The organism is Qipengyuania vulgaris, from assembly GCF_009827325.1.
Lineage (GTDB): Bacteria > Pseudomonadota > Alphaproteobacteria > Sphingomonadales > Sphingomonadaceae > Qipengyuania > Qipengyuania vulgaris.
The window spans coordinates 220882-244648 of the sequence record NZ_WTYC01000002.1; the positions used below are offsets into that span (position 1 = coordinate 220882).

General features: G+C 61.3%; 30 protein-coding genes. 9 read left to right on the plus strand and 21 right to left on the minus strand.

Features of this window, described 5'->3' with window-relative positions; translation table 11 throughout:
- The first annotated feature begins 41 nt into the window (after positions 1-41).
- On the plus strand, positions 42-1412 hold the full coding sequence (locus GRI69_RS05440; protein WP_160727252.1) for a glutamate--cysteine ligase: 1371 nt from the start codon (positions 42-44) through the stop codon (positions 1410-1412).
- Between the two features lie 16 nt (positions 1413-1428).
- Positions 1429-1731, plus strand: coding sequence for a putative quinol monooxygenase (locus GRI69_RS05445; RefSeq protein ID WP_160727253.1), 303 nt, complete (start codon positions 1429-1431; stop codon positions 1729-1731).
- 15 nt (positions 1732-1746) lie between these two features.
- Here the strand turns inward: GRI69_RS05445 and GRI69_RS05450 are convergent, their stop codons facing one another.
- The 4 genes from GRI69_RS05450 to GRI69_RS05465 form a co-directional block, all read right to left on the minus strand.
- Entirely contained in the window at positions 1747-3099 is a 1353-nt protein-coding gene (locus tag GRI69_RS05450; RefSeq protein ID WP_237452960.1) for an outer membrane protein assembly factor BamB family protein, read from the minus strand.
- 17 nt (positions 3100-3116) lie between these two features.
- Complete coding sequence (locus GRI69_RS05455) at positions 3117-3896, minus strand: tetratricopeptide repeat protein (protein ID WP_337191029.1); 780 nt, start codon at positions 3894-3896, stop codon at positions 3117-3119.
- 132 nt (positions 3897-4028) lie between these two features.
- Positions 4029-5132: a glycosyltransferase family 4 protein gene (locus GRI69_RS05460; RefSeq protein WP_160727255.1), complete on the minus strand. Its 1104-nt coding sequence runs from the start codon at positions 5130-5132 to the stop codon at positions 4029-4031.
- On the minus strand, positions 5132-5998 hold the full coding sequence (locus tag GRI69_RS05465; RefSeq protein WP_160727256.1) for an alpha/beta fold hydrolase: 867 nt from the start codon (positions 5996-5998) through the stop codon (positions 5132-5134). Before GRI69_RS05465 ends, GRI69_RS05460 begins: the two co-directional genes overlap by 1 nt.
- Before the next feature lie 80 nt (positions 5999-6078).
- On the opposite strand from GRI69_RS05465, the gene GRI69_RS05470 reads away from it, so the two are divergent.
- Together GRI69_RS05470 and astD are read left to right on the plus strand one after the other, a co-directional pair.
- Positions 6079-7479, plus strand: a complete 1401-nt coding sequence (locus GRI69_RS05470; protein ID WP_202391857.1) for a protein adenylyltransferase SelO family protein — start codon at positions 6079-6081, stop codon at positions 7477-7479.
- Between the two features lie 77 nt (positions 7480-7556).
- A complete protein-coding gene (gene astD / locus GRI69_RS05475; RefSeq protein ID WP_160727258.1) occupies positions 7557-9005 on the plus strand; it encodes a succinylglutamate-semialdehyde dehydrogenase in 1449 nt (482 codons plus the stop codon).
- Positions 9006-9109: 104 nt separating this feature from the next.
- Here astD and GRI69_RS05480 read toward each other — a convergent pair whose 3' ends face one another.
- Complete coding sequence (locus tag GRI69_RS05480) at positions 9110-9559, minus strand: glycine zipper 2TM domain-containing protein (protein ID WP_237452981.1); 450 nt, start codon at positions 9557-9559, stop codon at positions 9110-9112.
- 183 nt (positions 9560-9742) lie between these two features.
- On the opposite strand from GRI69_RS05480, the gene rarD reads away from it, so the two are divergent.
- Positions 9743-10645, plus strand: a complete 903-nt coding sequence (gene rarD / locus GRI69_RS05485) for an EamA family transporter RarD (protein ID WP_160727259.1) — start codon at positions 9743-9745, stop codon at positions 10643-10645.
- On the opposite strand, the gene pyrC is transcribed toward rarD, so the two are convergent.
- The gene (gene pyrC / locus GRI69_RS05490) at positions 10623-11669 is read right to left on the minus strand and encodes a dihydroorotase (protein ID WP_160727260.1); all 1047 of its coding nucleotides are present in this window, start codon (positions 11667-11669) and stop codon (positions 10623-10625) included. The genes rarD and pyrC overlap by 23 nt on opposite strands.
- 39 nt (positions 11670-11708) lie before the next feature.
- Between pyrC and ygfZ the strand changes: the two genes are divergently transcribed.
- Positions 11709-12449 carry a CAF17-like 4Fe-4S cluster assembly/insertion protein YgfZ gene (ygfZ, locus tag GRI69_RS05495; RefSeq protein WP_160727261.1) on the plus strand — a complete coding sequence of 247 codons (741 nt, stop codon included), beginning with the start codon at positions 11709-11711 and terminating at the stop codon, positions 12447-12449.
- On the opposite strand, the gene GRI69_RS05500 is transcribed toward ygfZ, so the two are convergent.
- On the minus strand, positions 12439-13032 hold the full coding sequence (locus GRI69_RS05500; protein ID WP_160727262.1) for a TetR/AcrR family transcriptional regulator: 594 nt from the start codon (positions 13030-13032) through the stop codon (positions 12439-12441). The genes ygfZ and GRI69_RS05500 overlap by 11 nt on opposite strands.
- A gap of 115 nt (positions 13033-13147) precedes the next feature.
- Here GRI69_RS05500 and GRI69_RS05505 point away from each other — a divergent pair, with 115 nt between their 5' ends.
- Positions 13148-14026, plus strand: coding sequence for a metal-dependent hydrolase (locus GRI69_RS05505; RefSeq protein WP_160727263.1), 879 nt, complete (start codon positions 13148-13150; stop codon positions 14024-14026).
- Between the two features lie 54 nt (positions 14027-14080).
- Here GRI69_RS05505 and GRI69_RS05510 read toward each other — a convergent pair whose 3' ends face one another.
- The 3 genes from GRI69_RS05510 to rplU all read right to left on the minus strand — a co-directional run bounded on the left by GRI69_RS05510 (position 14081) and on the right by rplU (position 15628).
- On the minus strand, positions 14081-14620 hold the full coding sequence (locus GRI69_RS05510; protein WP_160727264.1) for a GNAT family N-acetyltransferase: 540 nt from the start codon (positions 14618-14620) through the stop codon (positions 14081-14083).
- 204 nt (positions 14621-14824) lie between these two features.
- Positions 14825-15094, minus strand: a complete 270-nt coding sequence (gene rpmA / locus GRI69_RS05515; RefSeq protein WP_160727265.1) for a 50S ribosomal protein L27 — start codon at positions 15092-15094, stop codon at positions 14825-14827.
- 12 nt (positions 15095-15106) lie between these two features.
- Positions 15107-15628: a 50S ribosomal protein L21 gene (gene rplU, locus GRI69_RS05520; protein ID WP_160727266.1), complete on the minus strand. Its 522-nt coding sequence runs from the start codon at positions 15626-15628 to the stop codon at positions 15107-15109.
- 203 nt (positions 15629-15831) lie between these two features.
- Between rplU and GRI69_RS05525 the strand changes: the two genes are divergently transcribed.
- Together GRI69_RS05525 and GRI69_RS05530 are read left to right on the plus strand one after the other, a co-directional pair.
- On the plus strand, positions 15832-16350 hold the full coding sequence (locus GRI69_RS05525; protein ID WP_160727267.1) for a hypothetical protein: 519 nt from the start codon (positions 15832-15834) through the stop codon (positions 16348-16350).
- Entirely contained in the window at positions 16347-17027 is a 681-nt protein-coding gene (locus GRI69_RS05530; RefSeq protein WP_202391858.1) for a Crp/Fnr family transcriptional regulator, read from the plus strand. Before GRI69_RS05525 ends, GRI69_RS05530 begins: the two co-directional genes overlap by 4 nt.
- 6 nt (positions 17028-17033) lie before the next feature.
- On the opposite strand, the gene GRI69_RS05535 is transcribed toward GRI69_RS05530, so the two are convergent.
- From GRI69_RS05535 to GRI69_RS05585, 11 genes are all read right to left on the minus strand, one after another.
- Positions 17034-17459, minus strand: coding sequence for a hypothetical protein (locus GRI69_RS05535; RefSeq protein WP_160727268.1), 426 nt, complete (start codon positions 17457-17459; stop codon positions 17034-17036).
- A 75-nt stretch (positions 17460-17534) separates the two neighbouring features.
- Complete coding sequence (locus GRI69_RS05540) at positions 17535-18002, minus strand: molybdenum cofactor biosynthesis protein MoaE (RefSeq protein ID WP_160727269.1); 468 nt, start codon at positions 18000-18002, stop codon at positions 17535-17537.
- On the minus strand, positions 17995-18237 hold the full coding sequence (locus tag GRI69_RS16025) for a MoaD/ThiS family protein (protein ID WP_160727270.1): 243 nt from the start codon (positions 18235-18237) through the stop codon (positions 17995-17997). Before GRI69_RS16025 ends, GRI69_RS05540 begins: the two co-directional genes overlap by 8 nt.
- Positions 18234-18539, minus strand: a complete 306-nt coding sequence (locus GRI69_RS16030) for a Rossmann fold domain-containing protein (protein ID WP_160727271.1) — start codon at positions 18537-18539, stop codon at positions 18234-18236. The genes GRI69_RS16025 and GRI69_RS16030 overlap by 4 nt, the downstream gene beginning before the upstream one ends.
- Positions 18536-18910: a dihydroneopterin aldolase gene (locus tag GRI69_RS05555; RefSeq protein WP_160727272.1), complete on the minus strand. Its 375-nt coding sequence runs from the start codon at positions 18908-18910 to the stop codon at positions 18536-18538. The genes GRI69_RS16030 and GRI69_RS05555 overlap by 4 nt, the downstream gene beginning before the upstream one ends.
- An 11-nt stretch (positions 18911-18921) precedes the next feature.
- The gene (locus GRI69_RS05560; protein WP_160727273.1) at positions 18922-19809 is read right to left on the minus strand and encodes a class I SAM-dependent methyltransferase; all 888 of its coding nucleotides are present in this window, start codon (positions 19807-19809) and stop codon (positions 18922-18924) included.
- The gene (thrC, locus tag GRI69_RS05565) at positions 19809-21200 is read right to left on the minus strand and encodes a threonine synthase (protein ID WP_160727274.1); all 1392 of its coding nucleotides are present in this window, start codon (positions 21198-21200) and stop codon (positions 19809-19811) included. Before thrC ends, GRI69_RS05560 begins: the two co-directional genes overlap by 1 nt.
- Before the next feature lie 51 nt (positions 21201-21251).
- Positions 21252-21833, minus strand: a complete 582-nt coding sequence (locus GRI69_RS05570; protein WP_160727275.1) for an SURF1 family cytochrome oxidase biogenesis protein — start codon at positions 21831-21833, stop codon at positions 21252-21254.
- Entirely contained in the window at positions 21833-22222 is a 390-nt protein-coding gene (locus tag GRI69_RS05575) for a DUF983 domain-containing protein (RefSeq protein ID WP_160727276.1), read from the minus strand. Before GRI69_RS05575 ends, GRI69_RS05570 begins: the two co-directional genes overlap by 1 nt.
- Complete coding sequence (locus tag GRI69_RS05580) at positions 22222-23043, minus strand: cytochrome c oxidase subunit 3 (RefSeq protein ID WP_160727277.1); 822 nt, start codon at positions 23041-23043, stop codon at positions 22222-22224. The genes GRI69_RS05575 and GRI69_RS05580 overlap by 1 nt, the downstream gene beginning before the upstream one ends.
- Before the next feature lie 77 nt (positions 23044-23120).
- Entirely contained in the window at positions 23121-23684 is a 564-nt protein-coding gene (locus tag GRI69_RS05585) for a cytochrome c oxidase assembly protein (protein WP_160727278.1), read from the minus strand.
- Between the last annotated feature and the right edge of the window lie 83 nt (positions 23685-23767).

Consider the following 23767-nt stretch of genomic DNA (forward strand, 5'->3'; position numbering starts at 1 on the left):
TTCTCTTTCCTCGCGAGGTTGGGTTTCCTAACGCAACTTTCATGAGCACGCGCGACACATCCGCCAAGGAAGACCCGATCATCGAGAGCCGCGACCAGCTGGTCGCTCCGATGCAGTTGGGCGAGAAACCCAAGGCGGACTGGCGCATCGGGACAGAGCACGAGAAGCTCGTCTTCAACAGATCGGACCACCGCGCCCCGTCTTACGAGGAAAAGGGCGGTATCCGCGATATCCTGCTGAGTTTACAGGAGTTCGGCTGGGAGCCCGTGGAAGAAGGCGGCAAGGTCATCGCCATGCGCGGCGAGGACGGTACTGTCAGCCTCGAGCCTGCGGGCCAGCTGGAACTTTCCGGCGCGCCGCTGGAGAATCTCCATGAAACCTGCGCGGAAACCGGCCGCCACCTCGATCAGGTGAAGCAGGTCGGAGAAGCCTGCGATGTAGGATTCCTCGGCCTCGGCATGTGGCCGGACAAGACCCGCGATGAGCTGCCCATGATGCCCAAGGGCCGATACGACATCATGAAACGGCATATGCCGCGGGTCGGCACGCTGGGCCTCGACATGATGCTGCGGACCTGCACGATCCAGGTAAACCTCGACTATTCTTCCGAAGCCGACATGGCGCAGAAATTCCGTACCGGTCTCGCGCTCCAGCCGCTAGCCACCGCCCTGTTCGCCAACTCGCCTTTCACCGAAGGCAAGCCGAATGGCTTTCTATCCTACCGCAGCCATATCTGGAGCGACACCGATCCACACCGCACAGGCATGCTGCCGTTCGTCTTCGAGGACGGTTTCGGCTACGAACGGTGGGTCGATTACATGCTCGACGTACCGATGTATTTCGTCTTCCGCGACGGGAAGTATATCGATGCCGCTGGCTTTAGCTTCCGCGATTTTCTGAAGGGCGAACTGTCGGTTCTTCCGGGCGAAAAACCCACCGAAAGCGATTGGTGGGATCATCTTTCAACTGCCTTTCCCGAAGTGCGCCTGAAGAGCTTCCTTGAAATGCGCGGGGCGGACGGCGGCCCGTGGAGCCGGATTTGCGCCCTGCCCGCCTTCTGGGTCGGACTACTTTACGAACAATCCGCGCTCGATGCGGCCTGGGACTTGGTGAAGCACTGGTCGATGGAAGAACGCGAGGAGCTGCGCAATGCGGTTCCGAAACAGGCTCTCGATGCGCCCATCCCCGGCGGCGGCAATTTGCGGGACCTCGCGAAAGACGTCCTCAAGATCGCGCGCTCGGGGCTGACCGCCCGCGCCCGCTTCAATGCATCGGGTGACAACGAGACAGGCTTCCTCGAAACGCTCGACGAGATCGTGGCCAGTGGCAAGGTACCCGCGCAGGTCTTGCTCGACCGTTATCACGGCGAATGGGGCGGCGATATCAGCCGAGTCTACAAATACAGTTTCTGACTACGGGAGAGCACGGATGATCCAGATTAACGGGACGATCAAGCTGGGGCGCACGATCGACGCCTCGATGCAGAAATCCCTTGTCGAGATGGTCCGCGCCAGCCGTGCCGAGGAAGGTTGCCTCGATTACAGTTTCGCGCGCGACCTTGCCAATCCCGATACGCTGGTACTGTTCGAGCGCTGGCGCGACCATGCGGCGCTGGATGCGCACGGCCAATCCGAACACATGGCGGAATTCCAGAAAGTCATGGCGGAAAACCCGCCTGCCTCGCGCGACCTCAGAGTCTACGAGACCGATGAGGGCCAGCCACTCGGCTGAGCCCTCGGTTGCGTCCTAACGGAAAGCGGTAATCCGGCCACTGTCGTCAAGCACGTAAAGCGTGTTGTTGGCAACGACCGGCGGCAGGCTGATCGGCTGTTCAAGATCGCGGAACAGCGTGGCCGAACCTTCAGCCGTGCTCACCGTGTAGATCTGACCTTCCGAATTGACCGCCCACAGGCTGCCGCCTGCGAGAACCGGACCCTGCCAGAAGATCGGATCTTCCTTGTCCTCTTCATCGCGGAAGCGCGGAAGCTGGGTCAGCCAGCGGACCTTGCCGGTGCTGCGTGCGATCGCGAGCATGCGTGCATCATCGGTCAACGCGAAAATCCAGTCACCCGCGATCGCCGGAGTCGAAATTCCCGCAACCGTGAGTTCCCATAAACGCTGGCCGGTGACGAGTTCGTAGGCCGCCATGCGGCCACCCTGACCGAGAGCGAATACTTGGCCGTTGTCGATGATCGGATCGGCGTCGATATCGCTCAGCGCACCGACCTGCGTCGAGATCGAGGTGCGCGCCAAGGCATCGGCCCACAGGCTGCGACCGTTTTCGTAGCGATAGGCAACGATTTCGCCCGAAGTATAGCCGGCCACTACGGTGCCGTTGCCAGCTGCCGGTGCGGCCACGCCGAAGACGCCGGCCATCGTGGTCGAACCCGATTCCTGCCAAACTTGCTTGCCGTCCGCTGCATTGAGAGCAAACAGCTGATTATCCTGCGACATGACGAAGACATTACCGAAAGACACCGTTGGCGAACCGCGCAGCGGGCCGCCGGGCTGAACCTTCCAGAGTTCGGCCCCGGTATCGGCATTCAGCGCGTAAACGAAGCCTGCACCATCGGTGCCGTAGAGCTTGCCGTCATCGAAGCTCACCCCGCCACCGAACGCTGAGGGACGCGTGTCGTCAGTCAGCTCGCTCTGATAGGTCCAAACTTGCGATCCGGTCTGCGCATCGAAAGCGGTGACCCGACCGTCGGCGCCAACGGCAAAGAGCTTGCCGCCGCCAACCACCGGCGCCGCGCCTAGCCGACGTTTGTTGCTTCCGCCTGCTACCTGCGCCGTAAACGCTTGCACAGGAGCCGATGCCAGTGCCAAGTGGCCATAGCTCTTGCTCGCAGTACCGCCAGCCTGGGCCCAGCTATCGTTGGCTCTTGCCGCTGGAAGCGTCACTGCGGTTCCCGCGAGGGCGGGATCGACCTTGGCGCCACTTTCGATCCGGGAAAGGATCGGCTGGCGTTCGCCGAGGGTCGGAGTGTCTTTCTTGCCATCGCCGCCGCCGAACAGGCCGCCGCTGCATGCACCGAGTGCAATCACGGAACATGCGAGGATCACGCCTCTGACGAGGGATTTAGCGTAGGTCTGGCTCATGGATTTTCCGTTTCGTGTCATTCGCTGACGATTTCGGCGCCTTCGCTCCCGACGCTCTGTGTGTCGAGAATGTCCTGCACATCGTCAACCGCGTCGACGCCGAGAATACCCGCCATGTTCAGCATGCGGGCGCGCGCCGGTTCCGGCGTATTTTCATCGCGTGCGATTTCGGCAAACAATGCACCTGCTTCGCTGCGCTTGTCCTGTTCGAGATATGCGTGCGCGACCAGTTCACCGGCGCTGGCAAAGAATGGCTCGCCCGGTACCGCGAGCGGTTTCATCGCGGCAATTACCTCGGCCGGTTCCATCTGGTCGAAGCGCAGAGCGGTTCGGCGGATCAGTGCCAGATTTCGCATAACTTCCGGCGCGCTTTCGTCATCGGCAATCTCACCGAACAGGGTAGCGGCCTCTGCGGCATTGCCGCCTTCTGCGGCAATGCCGGCGCGCAGCATCTTGGCGCTGATAGCAGGCGTGCCTTGACCTTCGAAACCGGCGACCTGGGAGGACGCAGCATCGACATTGCCCGCCTGCAGCTGGTCAAGCGCGGTAACGAGTTCCTCGCTCGACGATTCTAAAGACGATTCCTGACGGTTGTCCCAGTAAAGGTATGCGGCGAAAGCCAGCAGGCCAACGACGACCACCCCGATTAGCGGCTTGCCATAGCGGCCCATGAAGCCTTCGAGATCGCTCTGGCGCACGGCATCGTCGACTTCGCGTAGCAGTGCTTCCTGCTCTGCGGCGCTCGCCTTGGCCTTCTTCTCTTCGCGAGTGAGTGCGGTATTGGGTGTGCGTGCCACTGCGGCGCGGTCTCCGGTCCTTGGATATCAGGTTTGCGGGTCTTTAGGCATCGCACTTGCGAAGGGCAATGCCTTGGATACTGTGGGCCCCTGCCTGTCCCCGTTCGCGTGAATGCGTGATGAAAGCTCTTTTCAGAATTCCCTCTTCATGGCGCTCGAATAAAGCCGCCGGTAACTTGCAATCGCTTTTTCGCGGTCAAATTCCTGCACGGCCCGCGCTCTGTTGGCTTCCCCGATTACCTTCCGCAGGTCCTTGTCCGTGGCGAGTGCGGGAAGATTGGCGGTGAGCATGCTTTCACTCGTGCCCTGGAGCAACCATTCGCGATTGGGTTCGGCGACGGTGTCTTCCGTTCCGCCACCCCGCGAAGCAATGACAGGCAGACCCGATGCCATCGCCTGAACCAGTCTTTCCGAAGAATCTCGTACCGGATCGGGTTCGACGAAAATGTCGAAAAGGCCCAGCACCCGCGCGGGTTCCTTCACCGCACCCGGGAAGTGGACCCGATCGTTCAGCCCAAGGCGATCGATTTCGGTCTCGACATTGCCGGTATCATGACGCTCTCCCAAGAGGATTAGGTGCCATTCTTCGCTGAGGTTGGCGAACGCTCTGACAAGTGCCGCGCTGTTTGGCGAACCGGGATTTTCAGGCCACGCACCAACCCATTTTTCGCCGGTGTGCTTGATGAGGCGAAATCCGTCCTTCTTGGGCCGGTTGGCGAAGATCTTCGTGTCGATACCCGGAGAGATGCGCTTTACCCGGCCCATCGGCTGTTGCCAGTCAACCAGTGCCGCTTCTTCGAGCTGTTCGCCCGGTACGACGACCCCGGACGATTTGCCCAGCGCGAACCGCCGATACCATTTGCGCCGCAAGCTTCGCTGACGGTCCGGCACATATTCATGATGAACAAGAGGCGGCAGGTGCATGGCGTCTTTGAACAGCGTGTGGGCCATGGCCACGTCGAGCGCGTCGGGTCCGTGGGTGAGCACGAGATCGAAAGGCGTCATCGCCCGAGCCAGCTTCTGCATCCGGCCGGGCAGGGGCAGGCCTACAAGACTCGGAAAGTCGCTGGCCGCTTTCAGGTAAGCGCTCTGTCGCAGTCCGACAGGTAATGCGCCATCTTCCGTGACCAGAGTGTGCCGCAGCCTGTTGCCAAAGGCGCCAATCAGCTCGACCGAGGAACGTTGAGGCAGGACATGCAGGATATGCGGCGCCAGATCGCCCTTGGCTCCGCCCATCAGAGGTTTCCAAGCAGCGCGTCGACGGCGCTGCGCACCTCCGGCTCGTCGAGCGTCGGGGCATGTCCGGCATTCGGGACAACCACGACGTCTGCATCCGGAGCGCGGCGCTGCATTTCGGCGAGCGTCTCTTCGCTCAGGATTGCGGAAAGTGCGCCGCGGACCAGCACCAGCGGTTTGCCGGCCAGTGCTTCAAATCCGGGCCAAAGATCGGGCGGAACGGCATTGTCGTCGGTGTCGTTGAACGGATCGGCGATCTTCATGTCGTAATCGAATGCGATCCGGCCGTTGTTGCACAGCGTCATCGAACGCTTGGCCATCCTGATCCAGTCGTTCGTGTCGAAAGAGGGGTGCGAATCGCCGTGAACTTCTTCCAGGGAACGTGCAGCGTGCATCCACGTGGGGTAGCTGCCGCCCTTGCCCAGATAGGTCTTGATCCTGTCGATCCCCTCTGGGTCCACGACCGGCCCGATATCGTTGATCACCGCCCCGGCAATCCGGGTAGGCGCGAACTGGGCAATGAGCATGGTCATCAGGCCGCCCATCGACGTGCCGATCGACACGAAGCGTTCCACATCCTCCTGCTTCAGCAGGGCCATGACATCCGCGATATAGGTCGGCACAGCATAGCTCATGCTGTCTTCCGCATAGGCGCTTTGCCCCCGGCCCCGCATGTCGGGCACGATGACCCGGTGACCCAGCCCCGCGATATGCGGCGCCAGCGCATCGAAATCGCGGCTGTTGCGGGTAAGGCCATGCAGGCAGACGACGGGAACCTTGCCTGCGTCTCCGCCCGCATAATCGCGGAAATACAGCTCCAGCCCGTCGGGGCTTTGCCAGCTGCGTTCGCTGAATTCACTATCCATGATTGCTCCGGTAGCGCCACTGCGTGCAAATTTCGAGAGACGACTTGCATGGATGGTGCATGACCCCCATCCCATATATGATGCCCAGTCCCCCGAAGCCTTCCGAATATCGCCCCGACACACCGATTCAGGGGATCTCGGACTGGCTGGCAGACCCGGTCCAGTCAGCCGATTTTCCGGGTACCCAGCTGCGCTTCCGCAACGATCGCTGGGCAAAGGCTGTGGGGCTTTCAGGTTTGACCGACGAAGAATGGCTCTGCCATTTCGGTCGCTTCGAGCCGCTCGACGGCAATCTGCCCCAGCCGATCGCGCTGCGATACCACGGGCACCAGTTCCGCGTTTACAATCCCGAGATCGGTGACGGACGCGGCTTTCTGTTTGCGCAGCTACGCGATGGCGACGACCGGCTCCTCGATCTCGGCACCAAGGGGTCCGGCCAGACCCCGTGGAGCCGCGCAGGGGACGGCAGGCTGACGCTGAAAGGCGGCGTGCGCGAGATTCTCGCCACCGAAATGCTCGAGGCACTGGGAGTTTATACTTCCAAGACCTTCAGCATCGTCGAAACGGGCGAGGAACTGGTGCGCGGCGACGAGCCCTCACCGACCCGCTCGGCCGTGATGACCCGGCTCAGCCATGGCCATATTCGTATCGGCAGCTTCCAGCGCCTGCTCGCGCTCGAAGAAAAGGCGCATATGGAACAACTGGTCGACTATTGTCTCGCCCAGTTCCCCGGGCCTCCCCCTCCCGAAGACGCACCGGGGCGCGACGAGCCGGCCGTAAAGCTGATGCATCTGGTCGTCGAACGTCTCGCCGATCTTGCGGCAAGCTGGATGGTCGCAGGCTTCGTTCATGGCGTCCTGAACACGGACAACATGAACATCACGGGCGAAAGCTTCGACTATGGCCCTTGGCGGTTCCTGCCCAAATGGGAGCCGGGATTCACCGCCGCCTATTTCGATCATGCAGGACTATACGCCTTCGGCCGCCAGCCGGAAGCGCTGCACTGGAACTGCGGTCAGTTCGCGATCGCGCTGCGCCTCATCGCCGAATCTCCGCCGCTGATTGCCGCGATGGAGCGCTTCGGCCCGCTCTATATGGAAGCGGTCGGGCGGCGCTGGTGCTGGCGGCTGGGGATCGAGAGCAAGGGGCTTGAAGAGGACGGCAAGCTGGTCGGGGCCTGCGAGGCATCGATGGCCCAGAGCGGCGAACAGCCGGACGCCTTCTTCTATCGGCATCGCGTCGGAAAAGGCGGCGAAGGCGAACTCGGCGATCTGCTTTCGGCCTATCGTGCGGTGGTCGATAGCCATACCTATTGGGCCGAAGGTGCGCCCGAGAGCATGGTGATCGACGAAGTTGAAGCGATCTGGTCGGCGATCGCCGAGAGGGATGACTGGCAGCCGCTTCAAGGCAAGATAGCCCGCCTGCGCCGGATGGGAGATGCCCACGGCGCAGCTCCTGTTCCGTCAGGCCACACCCGCTAGGCGCGATTTGACGCACGAAGTCAGAAAGCACATAGGCCGTTTCACCCAGGGCAACCGTTTCAAGGACAGACTATTCAGTGTCGGACAAGATGATTTCCACCGAACCAGCGACAGGAAACCAGATCTGGCGCGGCAAGGTCGGCAATGTGGACGATGCCCTCGAGCGTGCGCTCGCAGCGAAGCGCGCATGGGCAACCGAATCCGTGTCGCGGCGGATGGAGTTCATGCGCCGCTTTGCCAATCAGGTGCTCAAACACGCTGAACCCTTTGCAGAACTGATTGCCAGGGAAACCGGCAAGCCCTTGTGGGAAGCGCGGACCGAAGTCGAGGCGGTCAAGAACAAGGTCGAGATTTCGATCACGGCGTATGCCGAACGGACGGGCCAGAAAAAGCTCGACAGCGCGCTTCAGGGAAGTGCCGCGCTGCGCCACAAGCCGCATGGCGTGATGGCGGTTCTGGGACCCTATAACTTTCCCGCGCACCTGCCCAACGGTCATATTGTCCCGGCGCTCATTGCGGGCAACGTCGTCGTGTTCAAGCCGAGTGAGAAGACGCCGGCGGTGGGCGAATTCCTGACCAAGCTGTTCCATGAAGCAGAAGTGCCGGAAGATGTTATCCAATGCGTCCATGGCGGGGCCAATGTCGGAAAGGCTCTGGTCGCGCACCCCGATATCGACGGACTGTTGTTCACCGGGTCGGCGCCAGCGGGGATCGCCATAAACAAGAAGCTCGCGGGCGATCCGGCCAAGATCGTCGCGCTGGAGATGGGCGGCAACAATCCTATCGTGATCCTCGATACGCCGAAGATCGAAGACGCGGCGGCGACCATCATCCAGTCCGCCTTCACCACTGCCGGGCAGCGCTGTACTGCAGCCCGCAGGCTGGTCGTGCTCGACAGTATGTACGACCAGATCGTACCTGCCGTGAAAAGCATGGCGCAGCGCCTCATCGTGGGCGAACCCTTCGCCGACCCGCAGCCCTTCATGGGTACGGTGATAGATAATGACGCGGCCGATCTCCTGCTCCAAAGCAGAGCGGCGCTTCTGGATCATGGCGGCAAGGACATCCTGGCCATGGAGCGAACGCAGGACAACCTGCCCTTCCTCACGCCCGGACTTATCGACACCACCGAAATCGACGAACGGCCGGATATCGAGCTATTCGGCCCTCTACTTCAGATCATTCGGGTGGAGGATTTCGACGAAGCCATCACCGAGGCGAACAACACACGGTACGGTCTTTCGGCCTCGCTTGTCGGTGGGAAACCCGATGATTTCGATCGCTTCTGGAGCGAAACCCGGGCCGGAATCGTGAACTGGAATCGTCCGACCAATGGCGCTTCCTCGGCCGCGCCATTCGGTGGAATTGGCCTCTCCGGAAACCACCGTCCGGCGGCCTATTACGCCGCGGACTATTGCGCTTATCCGGTTGCAAGCACCGAGATGGACCAGCCGCGAGCCAGTATTGGTGTGGGGCTGAAAGACGGTACCAAGCCTACTCGCAAGGTTAAGGACACACACAAATAAAAAGGGCGCCGCCCGCTCCTCTTATCATGAGGATACAGACGACGCCCACTACGACCCGAAGGCCGTCTTCAAGCTACGGGTGGGCGCAGCTCGAAGCTCTTGAATTATCCGCAGCGAGTGCTGGAGCGGTCGATCGAACGGCCAAGCAGTGCGCCGGCGGCTCCGCCAAGGATGGCGCCGAGCGTGCGATCCCCGCCCCGTCCGGCAACTTCATGGCCAAGCAGTGCGCCGACTCCGGCCCCGACGAGGAGGCCTGTCGTGCCGTCATCCTTGCGGCAATAATAACGGTTGTCGCGGCCACGCCAGATGCGGGTGTCGCGGCGGACCGGCTGGCCCCAATTACGCGAGTAGCCCTGATAGTATCCGCGCGCCTGCCGGTCGCGGCCATAGTGATGACGGTGCTGGCGGTGGCGCTTATGCTCATATACCGTATCGGCCACAACTATGGTGTGCGCCTGCGATGCCCCACTGGCTGGCACGGCGGCAGAAGCAGGCATGGCGAGTGATAAGCCTGAAGCGGCGAGCGCCAGCGAGAGGGTCTTGGTCAGCTTCATCACGGCAATCTCCTTTGGTCGTTTTCGACTCGTTAGTTGTTGATGCCGTTAATGATTAGAGGGCTTTTGCTGAACAGATTGCAACGGCAGTGTCAGATTTCGATTAATCGACGAGTCGTGCCGCACTGGCGGACAAGATGAGGCTTGCAGGCCAATTCAAGCGCTCGTAGGCGGCCAGTATTCATGCAGAAGACAGAAACCGAACACCCCAAGACAGGCCTTTGGGCAGCGGTCGGTGCATATCTGATTTGGGGATTTCTGCCGCTCTACCTCATTCTGGTGCGCAGCGTACCGGCAATGGAATTCGTCGGCTGGCGGATTATCTGGACCCTGCCGCTCTGCCTGCTGATCGTGGCCGTGCGCCAGCAACTGCCGCAGCTACGTGCTGCGCTGAGCAATGGACGCACCATGGGATGGCTTCTGATCTCGGCTACGCTCATTGCGGTCAACTGGGTGGTCTATGTCTGGGCGATCCAGAGCAATTACGTCTACGCGGCAAGCCTGGGCTATTACATCAACCCGCTGATAAACGTGCTGCTTGGTACCCTGCTGCTGAAAGAGAAGCTTTCGCGATTCCAGTGGGCGGCTGTCGCGCTGGCTGCTGTGGGCGTGTCGCTGCTGCTCGGCGGTGCTCTGACCACACTATGGATCAGCCTGACACTGGCTTTGAGCTTCGGAACTTACGGGCTCATACGCAAGCAGGCGGATGTGGGCGCCCTGCCCGGCCTGACCATCGAATCGCTCTTGTTGCTGGTCCCGGCTTCGGGCGTGATCTGGTACTATTCCGGCACACCTGCGGGTTCGTCCTTCGCCCAATCGACGGAACTAAGCCTCGCGATCATGCTGGGCGGCGTGCTCACTGCGATCCCGCTGCTGATGTTCGCCATCGCTGCCAAGCGCCTTCCCTATTCGACGCTCGGATTCATCCAGTTCCTCGCGCCAAGCATAGTTTTCGTTCTTGGGCTGACAGTCTTCGGTGAGGAATTGAAACCCGTCCAAGCTGCCTGCTTTGCCTGTATCTGGGCGGCTGCCGGGATTTTCGTGTGGGACCTGTGGTCGCGTTCTAGGAAGCCAGCCGCCATTTGAGTGTTTCGCCGGTGTGGAAGGGGACGATGGCGGCATCTCCGCCCTCCACTTCTGATGGGACTTCGACGGGCGCTTTTTCCAGAGTAATGCGCGCCTCATTAACCGGCAGGCCGTAAAAAGCCGGACCGTTGAGGCTCGCAAAGCCCTCGAAGTTGTCGAGTGCATTTTCTTGGTCGAACACGGTGGCGTAACTTTCGAGCGCGAAGGGCGCATTGAAAATACCCGCGCAGCCGCAATCACTTTCCTTGGCGTGGCGATGATGCGGCGCGCTGTCCGTGCCAAGGAAGTATTTCGCCGAACCACTCGTCGCCGCCTTGCGGAGCGCAAGACGGTGCTCCTCGCGCTTGGCAACCGGCAGGCAGAACATGTGCGGGCGGATGCCACCGACGAGGATCGCGTTGCGGTTGATGTGCAGATGCTGCGGCGTGATCGTCGCCCCGATCCGCGGTCCAGAGGCATCGACGAACTGCACGGCCTGTTTGGTCGTTATGTGCTCGAAGATGACCTTAAGCTCAGGCAAACGCTCAACCAGCGGGGCAAGAACACGGTCGATGAAGACCGCCTCTCGGTCGAAGATATCGATGTCTGCGTGTGTAACCTCACCGTGAATACATAGCGGCATGCCAACCTGCGCCATGCGTTCGAGAACGCCGGATATATTGGCAACGTCTGTCACGCCATGGGCGGAATTGGTCGTCGCCCCCGCGGGATAGAGTTTCGCCGCGGTGAGCACGCCATCGGCGAAGCCTGCGGCCAGATCGTCGGCATCGGTCTCGTCCGTGAGATAGGCGGTCATCAGCGGCGTGAAATCGAGCCCTTCGGGCACGGCCGCGAGGATCCGTTCGCGATAGTCGTCGGCGAGCGCACTGGTTGTGACGGGCGGCGCAAGGTTCGGCATCACGATGGCGCGAGCGAACTGACGTGCAGTATGCGGCACTACAGCGCGCATCGTATCACCGTCGCGGAAATGAAGATGCCAGTCGTCGGGGCGGCGGATCGTCAGCGATTCGGTGGCAGTGCTCATGGTGGTTGCCTATGGCGGCAGGCGGCCTATCTGTCACCCATGACAGCTACCCGTCTGACGAACCGCGCGGTCATCCGCCTTTCCCCCCGGGACGACAGCGAAAGCGTCGTGGAATTCCTCCAGGGACTGCTGACCAATGATGTGAAGCAGAAATTGCCGGTTTATACGGGGCTGCTCACTCCGCAGGGCAAGACGCTGTTCGACATGATCGTCTGGCCTGCGGGAGATGGTCAGTTGCTACTGGACTGCGAGGCAGAGTTTGCCGAGGAACTGGCCAAGCGGCTCACCCTTTACCGCCTGCGCCGGAAGATCGACATCGCGATCGACGAACAGGTCGCGGTGCATTGGGAAAAGCATTGCGGCGACGGCGGCGCGCCTGATCCGCGCTTGAAGGCTCTGGGCCAACGCTGGCTCGCCCCCGCGTCAGACGGAGATGAAAGGGTCGACGAGGCATATCTCGCCCACCGGCTGTCGCTAGGGGTGCCGGAGGGTCGCGCTGAACTCGGCGACATATTGTGGCTCGAGACCAATGCGGTCGAGCTCCATGGTGTCACCTTCAACAAGGGCTGCTATATCGGCCAGGAAAACACCGCGCGGATGAATTGGCGCAGCAAGGTCAACCGGCGGCTGGTGGTGGTGCCGTTCGCAAAATCAGAAGAGAAGCGCCGCAAAGCTGGCTATCCTGACCTTGGCTTCGCCGTCGATCACCTGCGTGTGAGCGATATCGATCCCCAGTTGGCACCCGAATGGATGCGTTCGGGCCTGGTACCTACAGAGTAGTGGTTTCGAGCGAGCGGACCAGCATCCGTTCCGCCCGGTCACGCGCCGCCGTTTCCGGAAGACCGAGAGAGCGCGCAAGTGCTGATCCGATCAGCGCATCGCCCATTGCCATCAGCACCAGCGCCAGCGTTTCTTCATGAACCTGCGTCGCGTTGCCCGAATGCGCAGCCTCCTCAGGCGCTATCTCGTCAACCAGTACATGGATCGTCTCGACGATGGGCGTCAATGCATCCTCGTTACCGGTCAGGATCATCCAGCTGGCGAGCGCCCCTGCACCTTCCTTGTCGAAAGCATCGAACGCGAGGTCCACCACTTCGCGCGGATGTCCAAGACCGGCCCGGCTGGCACGCACGGCATCGGCGATGGTAGAACAGACGGCCTTTGCCAGATGGCCAGCAAGCTCCTTTTGCAAGCCAGCCGCCGAACCGAAATGGTGCAGAAGATTTGCATGTGTGCGCCCGATCCGGCCCGCCACCGCCTTGAGAGTCACCGACTGCGGACCGGTCTCGATGAGCAGGATACGCGCCGCCTCGAGTGCGGCTAGACGGGATTCCTCGGGAGATAGACGCTTGCGGGTTGCCATTGGCGCGTAGCGTTATCGTATCCGGCATTTTACGCAAGGCGTTAAGCGGACGTTATTGACATCAATGTAAGTAAGCACTACTGACATCAATGTAAGTTAACCTCGGAGCCGTCCCATGAACGCCCCCGCGCATTTCGATACCCCCCAGACAAAATTGACGCCCACCCCGGCTGACCTCACGATCACCGTTCGTGACGAGCGCTTCAATCGTGACACGACACCGCGTCGCTGGTGGGCGGGTGAGCCATTCGGCACGGCCTGGCACAATGCCCTGTCTGCAACCTTTCCGCGTGGCGAGGCCTTTTTCATCGAAGCCGTGAAAGCACATCGAGACGGCGCCGACCCACAGCTTGCCGCAGAGATTCGCGCTTTCGTTAAGCAGGAAATCAATCACACGCGCGAGCATATCGCGTTCAATCGCCTCGCCGAGGATCATGGCTATGACATCAAGGCGATCGACCGGCGGGTGGAGGAAATGCTCGCACTGACCAAGGATAGGCCGGTTATCGTGAACCTCGCCGCGACCATGGCGCTGGAGCATTACACCGCCATGATGGCCAGCGAGTTCCTCGCCAATCCGCAGCATTTCAAGCACGCCGATCCCGAGGTGCGTGCGATGTGGGAATGGCATGCGGTCGAAGAGATCGAACACAAGGGCGTCGCGTTCGACACCTGGAACCATGCCACGAAGGACTGGTCGAAGTGGCGGCGCTGGAAGCTGCGCAACCTGATGATGCTGATCGTCACCTTCAACTTCTTCCGCAATCGCTGGATCGACACGCTCGATCTGCTCGCGCAGGACGGGATCACGGGCGGCAGGGCCAAATTGGGTCTGCTCAAATACCTCTTGGTCAGCCCGGGCGTGGTGCGCCGGATATTCCCCGCATGGATCGCCTATTTCAAGCCGGGCTTCCATCCCTGGGATCACGACGACCGCGAGTTGATCGGCAAGTACGAGGGCGAGTTCGAAGCCGCTCTCATGCCGGCGGAATAACTTCGCGCGTTTCGTCGGAGAACAAGGGCCCCACGATAGCCGCGGGGCCCTTTTCTATGCAGCCCGAAGCGGAGCCGCGATCTCTTCGCGCAGGTCGATGCGGTAGAGCACGCATTCGGCGTCTTCACCGCGTCCGCAGCTATGCCGCAGCGCCAACTTGCCGGTCGGCTGGAAGCCCAATTTGCGCAACACCCGGCCAGATGCCGGATTGTCCGTGAAATGGCCAGCGCTCAGGCTATCATGACCAAGCAGTCGGGCGATCTCCATAACTCCGCGCGCCGCTTCTGTGGCATAGCCCCGCCCCCAGAATGGCCGGGCGATCCAGTAACCCAGTTCGGTGCCGTCCACTCCAGGATCGATGCCGATGCAGCCGATCAGATCCGAACCACCGGCCGTCGGACGGGTAATGAGGAACACCGGATGACGCGGATCGTGATCGCGCTGGACGAAGCTTCGCGCATGTTCGGGAAGATAGGGCCAAGGTGCCGACGCGAGATTGCGGACGACTCCCTGATCGGCGATCACGCCAAACAGCGCTTCCGCATCTTCGGGCCAGGCAGGCCGCAACAGCAACCTTTTCGTAACATGGAACATCGGTATTCTCCCCGTGAGGTCCACGCTCCGGGCTCCTAGGCCGGACGCGTGACAATTGCGTGGCGGCGATACAAAATTTCGCCGAATGGAGAGGGAGAAACGACAAGAGGGAGACGGGTCGGCCCCATCTCCCTCTTCGTCTGCCGGATCGTTAGCCCGGCTGGGACCGTCCCGTCTGGACGATCCCGTTATCGGAGCGTCCTGTTATTCGGCGGCTTCCGCCATCATGTCGACCGATACGTATTTGCGGCCGAGCTTACCCGAGTGGAATCGGACGACGCCGTCGGTAAGCGCGAACAGCGTGTGGTCCTTGCCAATGCCGACGTTGACGGCAGGATAGAACTTCGTGCCGCGCTGGCGCACGATGATGTTTCCGGCGACCACGGACTGGCTGCCGAACTTCTTCACACCAAGACGACGACCGGCCGAATCACGACCGTTACGCGACGAACCGCCTGCTTTTTTATGTGCCATGGTCCGGTTTCCTTACTTCTTGGATTCGGTCTTCTTAGGCGCTGCCTTCTTGGCCGGAGCCTTCTTGGCAGGTGCCTTGTCGGTAGCTGCGGCCTTCTTCGGCGCAGCCTTCTTTGCCTTGGGCGCGGCCTTCTCTTCGGAAGTGTCCTTCTTCGGAGCGGCCTTCTTGGTTTCAGCCTTCGGCGTGTTGTCCTTGGCGGCTTCCTTCTTCGGAGCTGCCTTCTTCTCGGCCTTCGAATCGCCCACTGCGGTGATGCGCAGCAGAGTCATCATCTGACGATGGCCGTTTTTGCGACGATAGTTGTGACGACGGCGCTTCTTGAAGACGAGGACCTTTTCGCTCTTCGCCTGCGCAATGATTTCGGCCGAAACGGTAACCTTGCCAGCGTCCGAAAGCTTGTCGCCCTCGCCTGCCAGCAGGACGTCGCCCAGCGTGATGGTGTCACCGGCTTCGCCAGCGAGCTTCTCAACCGCGATCTTGTCTCCGGCGGCAACCCGGTATTGCTTGCCGCCCGTGCGCACTACTGCGAACATGGTACGTATCTCTCGTTCAAATTGCTGTGCCGCAATTCACAAAACGAACTCTTGCGAATCCGCGGCGCACCCGTCGACCAACCGATTGGCGGGCCCGGAAAGAAGCGTGCCGTTAGGCGAATGCCGGGCCCAAGTCAACGCCGGACAATACGCTTTTTTGCATTCCCGCTGGCACGAAGCCGTACCCGTGCTATGTGGCGGGCATGCCGCGTCATGCAAGAACTACCATTCTCTCCTCGCTGGCAATCTTGCTGGGTGCCTGTGCTTCGACCGAGGGAAATTATCCTTCGCTCGCCATACGCGACGCCGAACGGGCGGAAGGACAGTTCGACACGGGCGAACCCGCCCGCCTCGACGTCCCGCCAGTCGCAGTAGACCTGACCGGCGGACTAGACTCACGTCTGTCCAACCTGGTGGCGTCTGCCGAGGAAGCGCATGCCGAATTCCTTGAAGTCCGGCCTCGCGCCGAACGCCTTGTTTCCACAGCAGCAGGCAGTTCCGTGGGCAGCGACAGCTGGGCCAGCGCCCAAGTCGTCTTGGCCGAACTCGATTCGGCTCGTAGTCGGGCAGCAGTTCCGCTTGGCGATCTCGATGCATTATACGCGGCGGCGCGCGTTGCGGCCGAAGATACCGCCACTATCGATGCCGCCCGCGACCGGGTTATTGCTCTGGTCGGCGAAGAGGACGCGGTCCTGGAATCCCTGCGCGCTCAGATTCGATGAGTCTCGCGTGCTCGACCTGCCCGGTTCGCGATCGGGCAGCCTGCGCGGTGCTGGACGAGGCCGAACGCGAAGAACTCGCCAAGGCCGGCCGGACCCGCAAGCTAAAAAAAGGCGAAACGCTGTTCACCGCGGGAATGAGCGAGGCTGCCTGCGCAACGCTGTTGAGCGGCGCGCTCAAGATTACTTCGACCGATGTCGATGGACGAGAACGCATTCTTTCGCTGGTTCACCCGTCGGGCTTCGTGGGTGAGATGTTTGCACCTTATATGCGGCATGACGTTGTCGCTTTGGGCGATAGCGAGCTTTGCGTATTTTCCGGTCCGGCCTTTGCAGAGGCGATCGAGCGTTACCCGAAACTGAGCCAGGCGCTGCTGCGGCGGACGCAGGAGGATCTTTACGCTAGCCGCGAATTGCTGGCGCTGACTGGCAATGCTTCCGCGGAACAGCGCGTTTCAGGCGCCCTGCTTTCGATTTCCCGGGCGGCGAGCGATTCGCCCTGCCATCTGGCCAGGCGGTTCGATTTGCCGATATCTCGCGGCGAACTTGCCGACATGCTGGGCCTGACGATCGAGACGGTTAGCCGGATGCTGACCCGCTTCGAACGGGAAGGCGCGATAAGGCGCGACGGAAAGCGCGGGATCGAACTGGTCGACCCCGCGCTCCTCCCCCTGTCTTGAGGCGATCTAACGGACCAGGGTCGCGATAGAGACCGTCGCCACGCCCCAGCAGAAGACGATGATGGGCAGAATGAGCATTTGAACACTGGCATCTTTGGCACTCAATCGCCCCGTCAGCGTGGAGATGCCTTCGCGCTGCAACCTTGAAAAAGTGATCTGCTTCGATTCCGTGATCGGGGAAAGCCGCGTCCAGACGGCTGGGACACCGAAGCCTGCCACGATGATAATCGTGAAGATCGCCATCGGGATGATGAGGCCGGGCGTCGAAAAGCCAACTGCCATGACGACCAGGAAGCCGAGATATAGCCCGACCGTGGCGGCGTAGAGTCCCTTGGGAAGCTGGAAAGTTCGATCGACCTCATGAAGTGGTTTCGGCGCAGCAACGATAGTGGCCTGTTCGGCAACGAGTTCGCGAGTGAGGTGCTTGGACATTTCCGATCTCCTTCGTTGGAGATGGATTGCCTCTTTGGCGGGCCGTTTTCCTTGATCGAGATCAAACGGCCGAATTTATTTCCAGCGTGCGAGATCGAGCCGGTCTTGTGGGCGCGGTTCGATCCAGTGCCAGCCATCGGCACGCCGTTCGCGTTTCCAGAACCACGCAGCCGATTTGAGATGATCCATCAGATAGTCGGCCGCACCGAAGGCGCTGCGCCGATGGCGGGCGGCTGTAGCGACAAGCACGATCGTCTCGCCCGGACTCATTACGCCGACCCGGTGCCAGACAAGAGCGCCTTCGAGGTCAAAGCGGCTACCTGCAGCTGCGGCCAGCTCTTCCATTCCCAGAAGGGTCAAGGGTTCGTAGTGCGAGAGTTCGAGGGCGCGGACGCCGTCACCGGGGCGAACCTTGCCAAGGAACGAGACGATCCCACCTGCTTCTTCATACGCTGCGTTGAACGCGGCGAGTGCCTCTCCGACCGATAGCCCCTTATCGAGCAATCGCACGTCGAGCGGACTGGATAGCGCGAGCCTAGCCACCGCTTACCGGAGGAAGCAACGCAACCTCGTCGCCGTCTTCCGCTTGCAGCGCGCATTTGTCGGCCAACACTCGGCCCTTGCAAGCGACATTGACGCGATCCTCATCCAGTTGCGCGGCGACCTCTGGCCCGACCGCGTCGCGCAAGCCCGCCCAATCGAGTGGACCATCCACCTCACGCAATTGCTCACCCGCGATATCGCGCAGGGGGCCCAGGAAAAGGATGGTGACGCTCACGAAGCGGCCTGGAGATATTGTCCGGTGATGCCAGGTGCAGTGGCGAGATAGTCTTCGACCGCCGCCAGAGATCCGCCCGTGCCCGCGACGAGATTCACGCGCTGCGGCGTGTGCTTGCGAGCGAGCATGGCGGCGGCGGCCTTGCGCCATTCGCCGTGCGTGTGGTCCGCAGGTTCCAACGTCACCATTACGTCGAGCCCTGCCTCCAGCGCCCGTTCGATGGGATCGAGCCAGTTCTGGTGAAACAGACCTGCCGCCCCGAGGGGGTCGTCCGGCAAGCCTTCGACCTCGATCCGTTTCATTCGCGGCGCTCACGGTGGAGCGTGATGCCGATCTTCTCGCCCGCCTCGGCTATGGCCAGCTTGACGATCTTGACCGTTACCGACTCGACGCGCCGATCCTGCAGGAACAGCGTTTCGCAGATATGGTCGGCCACCGCTTCGATCAGCTTGAAATGCACACCTTCGGGCAGCGCGCCTGAAGCTGCGAACTTGAGATCCATGTAGTTCTTCGAATCGTCGAGCGACGTATCCGCATGATAGTGCCGGAGCGGTTTCATCCGTGCCTGGATGGTGAAGCGCAAAGGCTGCGGCTTGCCCGTTTCTTCAGAGTAAATTCCGGTGAGCACGTCGTGTTCGAAATCGGCGACTTCGAGGATAAGCGAATCGTTCATGCGAAGAGGCTTTAGCGCGGATTGGACCAGCGCGCGAAAATTGCGGTCGGCAGTAGGCGTCCGCCCTCTTCCTGCACCGCCAGATCGCCATGTTCGATGGTGCCGGGAAGTTCCGCGAATACCTCTTCCAGCAGACCGCCCAGCGCAAGGCTGCTCATGCGCACGGCATAAACGGTTAGGAACAGGAAGCTGCTTTCGGCATCGAGCAGCTGGCGGCAATCGGAAACGAGATCGGGCAGGCCCTGCTCCAGCCGCCAGACTTCCCCGTCCGGACCGCGACCGAATTTGGGCGGATCTAGGATGATGCCATCATACCGGCGTCCGCGGCGAACTTCGCGCGCCGTGTATTTCATCGCATCTTCGACCAGCCAGCGGATCGGACGATCCTCCAGCCCCGCCAATGCAGCATTTTCGCGGGCCTGCGCGACGGACTTCTTGCTCGCATCGACGTGGGTGACGCGGCCAAAGCGGGACAGCGCCTGACTGCCGACACCTGTATAGCCGAAGAGATTCATCGTCTCGGCCTCGGTACGGCCAGCCAATTGCTCGCCCATCCACGTCCATACCGGGGCCATGTCCGGGAAGAACCCGAGATGGCGGAAAGGGGTGCACTGTGCGGTAAAGCGAGCTTCGTCGCCCCAGCCGAGTTCCCAGCCGTCACGCGGAACGTCGCGGGAGAATTGCCAGCGACCACCGCCGTCTTCGTCGCTTCCGGGGACAAATTCGCCATGGGCATCCCATTCATCGAGCCGCGGTGACCACATGGCCTGCGGCTCGGGCCGGATAAAACGGTAATCGCCATAGGTCTCAAGCTTACGGCCATGCCCGCTGTCGAGCAGGCGGTAGCCCTCCCAGCCTTCGCCGATCATCAGTACCGGATTGCGTTGCAGCTCTGCCATCAGGCGGCGTTCCCGAGGATATGATCACGCACGTCCTCATATGTGCCCGGCAATTCGACATAGCTTTCTTCGCGCGCGAACAGGTCACCTGTTCGGGCAGGAAGGCCGGGGCGGATGCCGGTAGATCGCTCGACCGCGTCGGGGAATTTCGCCGGATGCGCGGTGGCCAAAGTGACGACCGGAACTTCAGGATCGACATCCGCCTCCCGCGCGGCGTGGAGACCGATCGCGGTATGCGGATCGAGCAACTGACCGCACTCCTCATAGGCCCAGCGCATGGCATGCGACGTCTTGTCCTCATCCGCGCGGGTGCTGGTGAAAAGCGATGCCGCGCCTTCACGCTGCGCATTGGTCAGGCGCATTGTTTTTTGCATGTCGAAGCCACGCATCTGCTGCGCCAAGGCCGCCCCGTCGCGCCCGCCGACATCGAACAGCAGCCTCTCGAAGTTCGAACTGACCTGGATGTCCATGCTGGGCGCGGCAGTGGGTGTGACCGTACCGGCGGAATAATCCCCCTGGCTCAGCGCACGGTGCAGGATGTCGTTGACGTTGGTGGCGACGATCAAACGCTTGATTGGCAGACCCATTCGCGATGCGACATGGCCGGCGAAGACATCGCCGAAATTGCCCGTCGGGACGCTGAAGGCAATCTTCCGCTCGGGCCCGCCGAGTTGGAGCGCAGCAGCGAAATAATAGACCACCTGCGCCATCAGCCGCGCCCAGTTGATTGAATTGACTGCGCCGATGCGGAGCTTGGCTGTCACGTTATCGTCGGCGAAGATGCGCTTCACCATCGCCTGAGCGTCGTCGAAACTCCCATCGATGGCGATATTGTGAACATTTGGTGCGCGCACCGTGGTCATCTGGCGTCGCTGGACTTCGCTCACCCTGCCTTTGGGGTGAAGCATGAAGATCTCGACATTCTCGAGTCCTGCCACTGCATCGATCGCTGCGCTGCCGGTATCGCCGCTCGTCGCCCCTACAATCGTCAGCTTGCCATCGTTTTCGCCAAGAAATTCCTCGAACAGCAGTCCGAGCATCTGCAGGGCCACATCCTTAAAAGCCAGCGTCGGTCCGTGGAAGAGTTCCAGGATCCAGTGCTGTTCATCCAGCTGGACCAGAGGTGTGACGGCCCTGTGCGAAAAGCGGGAATAGGCTCGGGCGGTCAGATCGCGCAGACGTTCGGGCGTCAGGCAGTCGCCTACGAAAGGCTCCATCACCCGTGCAGCAAGCTCCGAATAGGGGACCCCTCGCATGTCCTGAATTTCCCCGAAGGTGAACGGGGGCCACTCTTCCGGAACGTAAAGACCGCCGTCGCTGGCCAGACCAGCGAGAGTGACTTGGGCAAAATCGAGGCTCTGCGCCTGCCCTCTGGTGGAGATGTATTTCATCGCCCGAACGCGGTTAGCGATGCGTCGCAATGCGGGCAAGCAAGCGGGTCTTTAATCGCGCCTAGTCCCGGTCACACCCTTTTTCAGTGCGAGGATATAAATGACCAGCGCGGTGAGGGCGAAGAAGAACCACTGTCCCGCATAGGCGAGGTGGTTATTGGGGATGTCCGCAGGATCGGGCGGTGACAACGGCTCCAGTCCAGACTGCGGATCAGACGCGACGAGGCGCGCTTCCGGCCCTGCCGGTCCGACAGTTCCCTCGACGGGCCCCCCGCCCCATTCGACTACCTGTGGCCGTGCGCTCCAACCGAAGGCGACTTCGGCCTCACCGCCCTCTGCAAGTCGGCACCGCGCCATCTGCGCGACGCCGCTCTGCCCCGCGAGGTTTCGTCCCGGTGTGGTCCGCTGGGAAAGGACCTCTTCACAGACAACACTGCTGCGCCTGTAGAGGGCACCCTCTATCTCCTGCGAACTACGGGGGAAATGGACCGGTTCCGAGAGTTCCTGAACAGAAGCGAAGCGTGCCAGCATCGCTTCTTTTTCGTCCATCCGGGCGAGTTGCCAGAAGCCCAATGCGACCATGGTCGCGATCGCCGCAGCTACGACTATCGTCGGGATGATCGGAACGCGCATCACAGCTTTCGCCTTCCCGCCTCACGCGCGTCGTTCCCGTATTCGCTGGCCAGCAGTCCCGCCTTCGTTATCCGCAGCAGGCCGATGACAAGCGCGAATGTCAGCGGAATCCAGAGCAACGCATGCACCCACCAAGGCGGTTCGACAGACAGTTGGAGCCAGATGGCTAGCCCGACGGTAATCGTCCCTACCACCAGCGTAACCAGCGCAGCGGGGCCGTCACCCACGTTGAAACGCGAATAGTCGAGGCCGCAACTCGAACATTTGCCGGAAAATGCGAGCACGCCGTCGAACATGGTCTTCTCACCGCATCGCGGGCACAAACCGAAAAGGGCAGCCTGGCCGATGCCGGGCTGCCCCTTATTCGTTTCCGGACTACCGGACGTCATCAGTGGGTCGCAGCGCCCCAGCCGCCCCAGACATAGACGACTGCAAAAAGAAACAGCCACACCACGTCGACAAAGTGCCAGTACCACGCTGCCGCTTCGAAACCGAAGTGCTGCCGCGGGGTGAAGTGTCCCTTGTAGGTGCGGATCAGGCAGACGATCAGGAAGATCGTGCCGACCAGCACGTGGAAGCCGTGGAAGCCGGTCGCCATGTAGAAAGCGGAGCTGTAGGTGTTTCCGCCGAACTCGAAGGGTGCGACGGCATATTCGTAAACCTGGATAGCTGTGAACAGCGCACCGAGCAGGACGGTAAGCCACAGACCTCTCTTGAGGCCTTCCCGGTCACCGTGGATCAGCGAGTGATGCGCCCAGGTTACGGTCGTGCCCGAACAGAGCAAAATCAGTGTGTTGAGCAAGGGAAGGCTGAAAGGATCGATGACGTATTCGATCGCCGCAGGCGGGAATGTCCCCCCGATCACTTCGGAAATCTCGCTCGGGAACAATGCGAAGTCGAACCAGCTCCAGAACCAGCCGACGAAGAACATGACTTCCGAAGCGATGAAAAGGATCATGCCGTAGCGCATGTGCAGCTGTACGACCGGCGTATGGTCGCCGCGCTCGGCTTCCTTCACGATGTTCGAGAACCAGCTGAAGAAGGTCGCGATCAGGCCCGCAATTCCGAGGCCGAGCACGAGATGCGCTGACGGCAATTCGTGCATGTAGAGCACCATGCCGCTGGTGAAGGTCAACGCCGACAGCGAACCGATGAACGGCCAGATGTCGGGTTCGAGAATGTGATATTCGTGATTGACGTTACCAGCCATTGTACTCGTATCCTGGGTTTCGCTTTGCGTGAGGCCCTTAATGCGCGATCGCCTGCGGGTCTAGGGGCTTGGGGCGCTTAATCCTTCGCCTCGTGGAAAGTGTAGGAAAGGGTGATCTGCTCCACGCCTTCCATGTTCGGGTCGTCCAGCGCTTTGGGATCGACGAAGTAAAGCACCGGCATGCGCACCTCCTGCCCCGGCTGGAGCGTCTGCTCGGTAAAGCAGAAGCACTGGACCTTATTGAAATAGGCGCCGGCCTGCTCGGGCTCGACATTGAAGGTCGCGGTCCCGGTAATCGGGCGATTCGAGTTGTTCTTGGCGAGGTAGATGGCCATGTCGCGCTGCCCGATGGTGACCATATCCGTCACCTGCTCGGGACGAAACGACCAGCCGAGGCCCGGCGCAACCGTTCCGTCGAAACGGATGGATATCTCCTGCCCGCCTGCAGCCTGTCCCAAGCGTTCGGCAATCGCAGCCTCGCTTTCAGTGGCACGCTGCGTGGTACCGCCGAAGCCCGTAACCTGACAGAATAGCTGGTAGAGCGGCACCGCCGCATATCCAAGGCCCAGCATCCCCGCCGCCGCCGCCAGCGCGAGCAGCGCAGTCCGGTTCTTGCGGGATTCGAGCGTCGCGGTAGTCATGTCTGCCTCACATTCTCACAATGGTGATAGCGTAGAACAGGATTGCCATAAACAGCAGGATGCCGCCGACCACCAGGTTGCGG

What these genes read in the sequence shown, in the direction of transcription:
- ygfZ (WP_160727261.1), top strand. Translation starts at nt 11,709, where the DNA reads ATGACAGCTACCCGTCTGACGAACCGCGCGGTCATCCGCCTTTCCCCC.
- GRI69_RS05555 (WP_160727272.1), bottom strand. Translation starts at nt 18,910, where the DNA reads ATGAACGATTCGCTTATCCTCGAAGTCGCCGATTTCGAACACGACGTG.
- GRI69_RS05575 (WP_160727276.1), bottom strand. Translation starts at nt 22,222, where the DNA reads ATGACGTCCGGTAGTCCGGAAACGAATAAGGGGCAGCCCGGCATCGGC.
- GRI69_RS05585 (WP_160727278.1), bottom strand. Translation starts at nt 23,684, where the DNA reads ATGACTACCGCGACGCTCGAATCCCGCAAGAACCGGACTGCGCTGCTC.
- rplU (WP_160727266.1), bottom strand. Translation starts at nt 15,628, where the DNA reads ATGTTCGCAGTAGTGCGCACGGGCGGCAAGCAATACCGGGTTGCCGCC.
- GRI69_RS05445 (WP_160727253.1), top strand. Translation starts at nt 1,429, where the DNA reads ATGATCCAGATTAACGGGACGATCAAGCTGGGGCGCACGATCGACGCC.
- thrC (WP_160727274.1), bottom strand. Translation starts at nt 21,200, where the DNA reads ATGAAATACATCTCCACCAGAGGGCAGGCGCAGAGCCTCGATTTTGCC.
- GRI69_RS16030 (WP_160727271.1), bottom strand. Translation starts at nt 18,539, where the DNA reads ATGAAACGGATCGAGGTCGAAGGCTTGCCGGACGACCCCCTCGGGGCG.
- rpmA (WP_160727265.1), bottom strand. Translation starts at nt 15,094, where the DNA reads ATGGCACATAAAAAAGCAGGCGGTTCGTCGCGTAACGGTCGTGATTCG.
- GRI69_RS05465 (WP_160727256.1), bottom strand. Translation starts at nt 5,998, where the DNA reads ATGGATAGTGAATTCAGCGAACGCAGCTGGCAAAGCCCCGACGGGCTG.
- GRI69_RS05535 (WP_160727268.1), bottom strand. Translation starts at nt 17,459, where the DNA reads ATGTCCAAGCACCTCACTCGCGAACTCGTTGCCGAACAGGCCACTATC.
- GRI69_RS05480 (WP_237452981.1), bottom strand. Translation starts at nt 9,559, where the DNA reads ATGAAGCTGACCAAGACCCTCTCGCTGGCGCTCGCCGCTTCAGGCTTA.
- GRI69_RS05505 (WP_160727263.1), top strand. Translation starts at nt 13,148, where the DNA reads ATGAACGCCCCCGCGCATTTCGATACCCCCCAGACAAAATTGACGCCC.
- rarD (WP_160727259.1), top strand. Translation starts at nt 9,743, where the DNA reads ATGCAGAAGACAGAAACCGAACACCCCAAGACAGGCCTTTGGGCAGCG.
- GRI69_RS05580 (WP_160727277.1), bottom strand. Translation starts at nt 23,043, where the DNA reads ATGGCTGGTAACGTCAATCACGAATATCACATTCTCGAACCCGACATC.
- GRI69_RS05525 (WP_160727267.1), top strand. Translation starts at nt 15,832, where the DNA reads ATGCCGCGTCATGCAAGAACTACCATTCTCTCCTCGCTGGCAATCTTG.
- GRI69_RS05470 (WP_202391857.1), top strand. Translation starts at nt 6,079, where the DNA reads ATGCCCAGTCCCCCGAAGCCTTCCGAATATCGCCCCGACACACCGATT.
- GRI69_RS05450 (WP_237452960.1), bottom strand. Translation starts at nt 3,099, where the DNA reads ATGAGCCAGACCTACGCTAAATCCCTCGTCAGAGGCGTGATCCTCGCA.
- GRI69_RS05510 (WP_160727264.1), bottom strand. Translation starts at nt 14,620, where the DNA reads ATGTTCCATGTTACGAAAAGGTTGCTGTTGCGGCCTGCCTGGCCCGAA.
- GRI69_RS05570 (WP_160727275.1), bottom strand. Translation starts at nt 21,833, where the DNA reads ATGCGCGTTCCGATCATCCCGACGATAGTCGTAGCTGCGGCGATCGCG.
- GRI69_RS05560 (WP_160727273.1), bottom strand. Translation starts at nt 19,809, where the DNA reads ATGGCAGAGCTGCAACGCAATCCGGTACTGATGATCGGCGAAGGCTGG.
- pyrC (WP_160727260.1), bottom strand. Translation starts at nt 11,669, where the DNA reads ATGAGCACTGCCACCGAATCGCTGACGATCCGCCGCCCCGACGACTGG.
- GRI69_RS05460 (WP_160727255.1), bottom strand. Translation starts at nt 5,132, where the DNA reads ATGGGCGGAGCCAAGGGCGATCTGGCGCCGCATATCCTGCATGTCCTG.
- GRI69_RS05500 (WP_160727262.1), bottom strand. Translation starts at nt 13,032, where the DNA reads ATGGCAACCCGCAAGCGTCTATCTCCCGAGGAATCCCGTCTAGCCGCA.
- GRI69_RS05440 (WP_160727252.1), top strand. Translation starts at nt 42, where the DNA reads ATGAGCACGCGCGACACATCCGCCAAGGAAGACCCGATCATCGAGAGC.
- GRI69_RS05530 (WP_202391858.1), top strand. Translation starts at nt 16,347, where the DNA reads ATGAGTCTCGCGTGCTCGACCTGCCCGGTTCGCGATCGGGCAGCCTGC.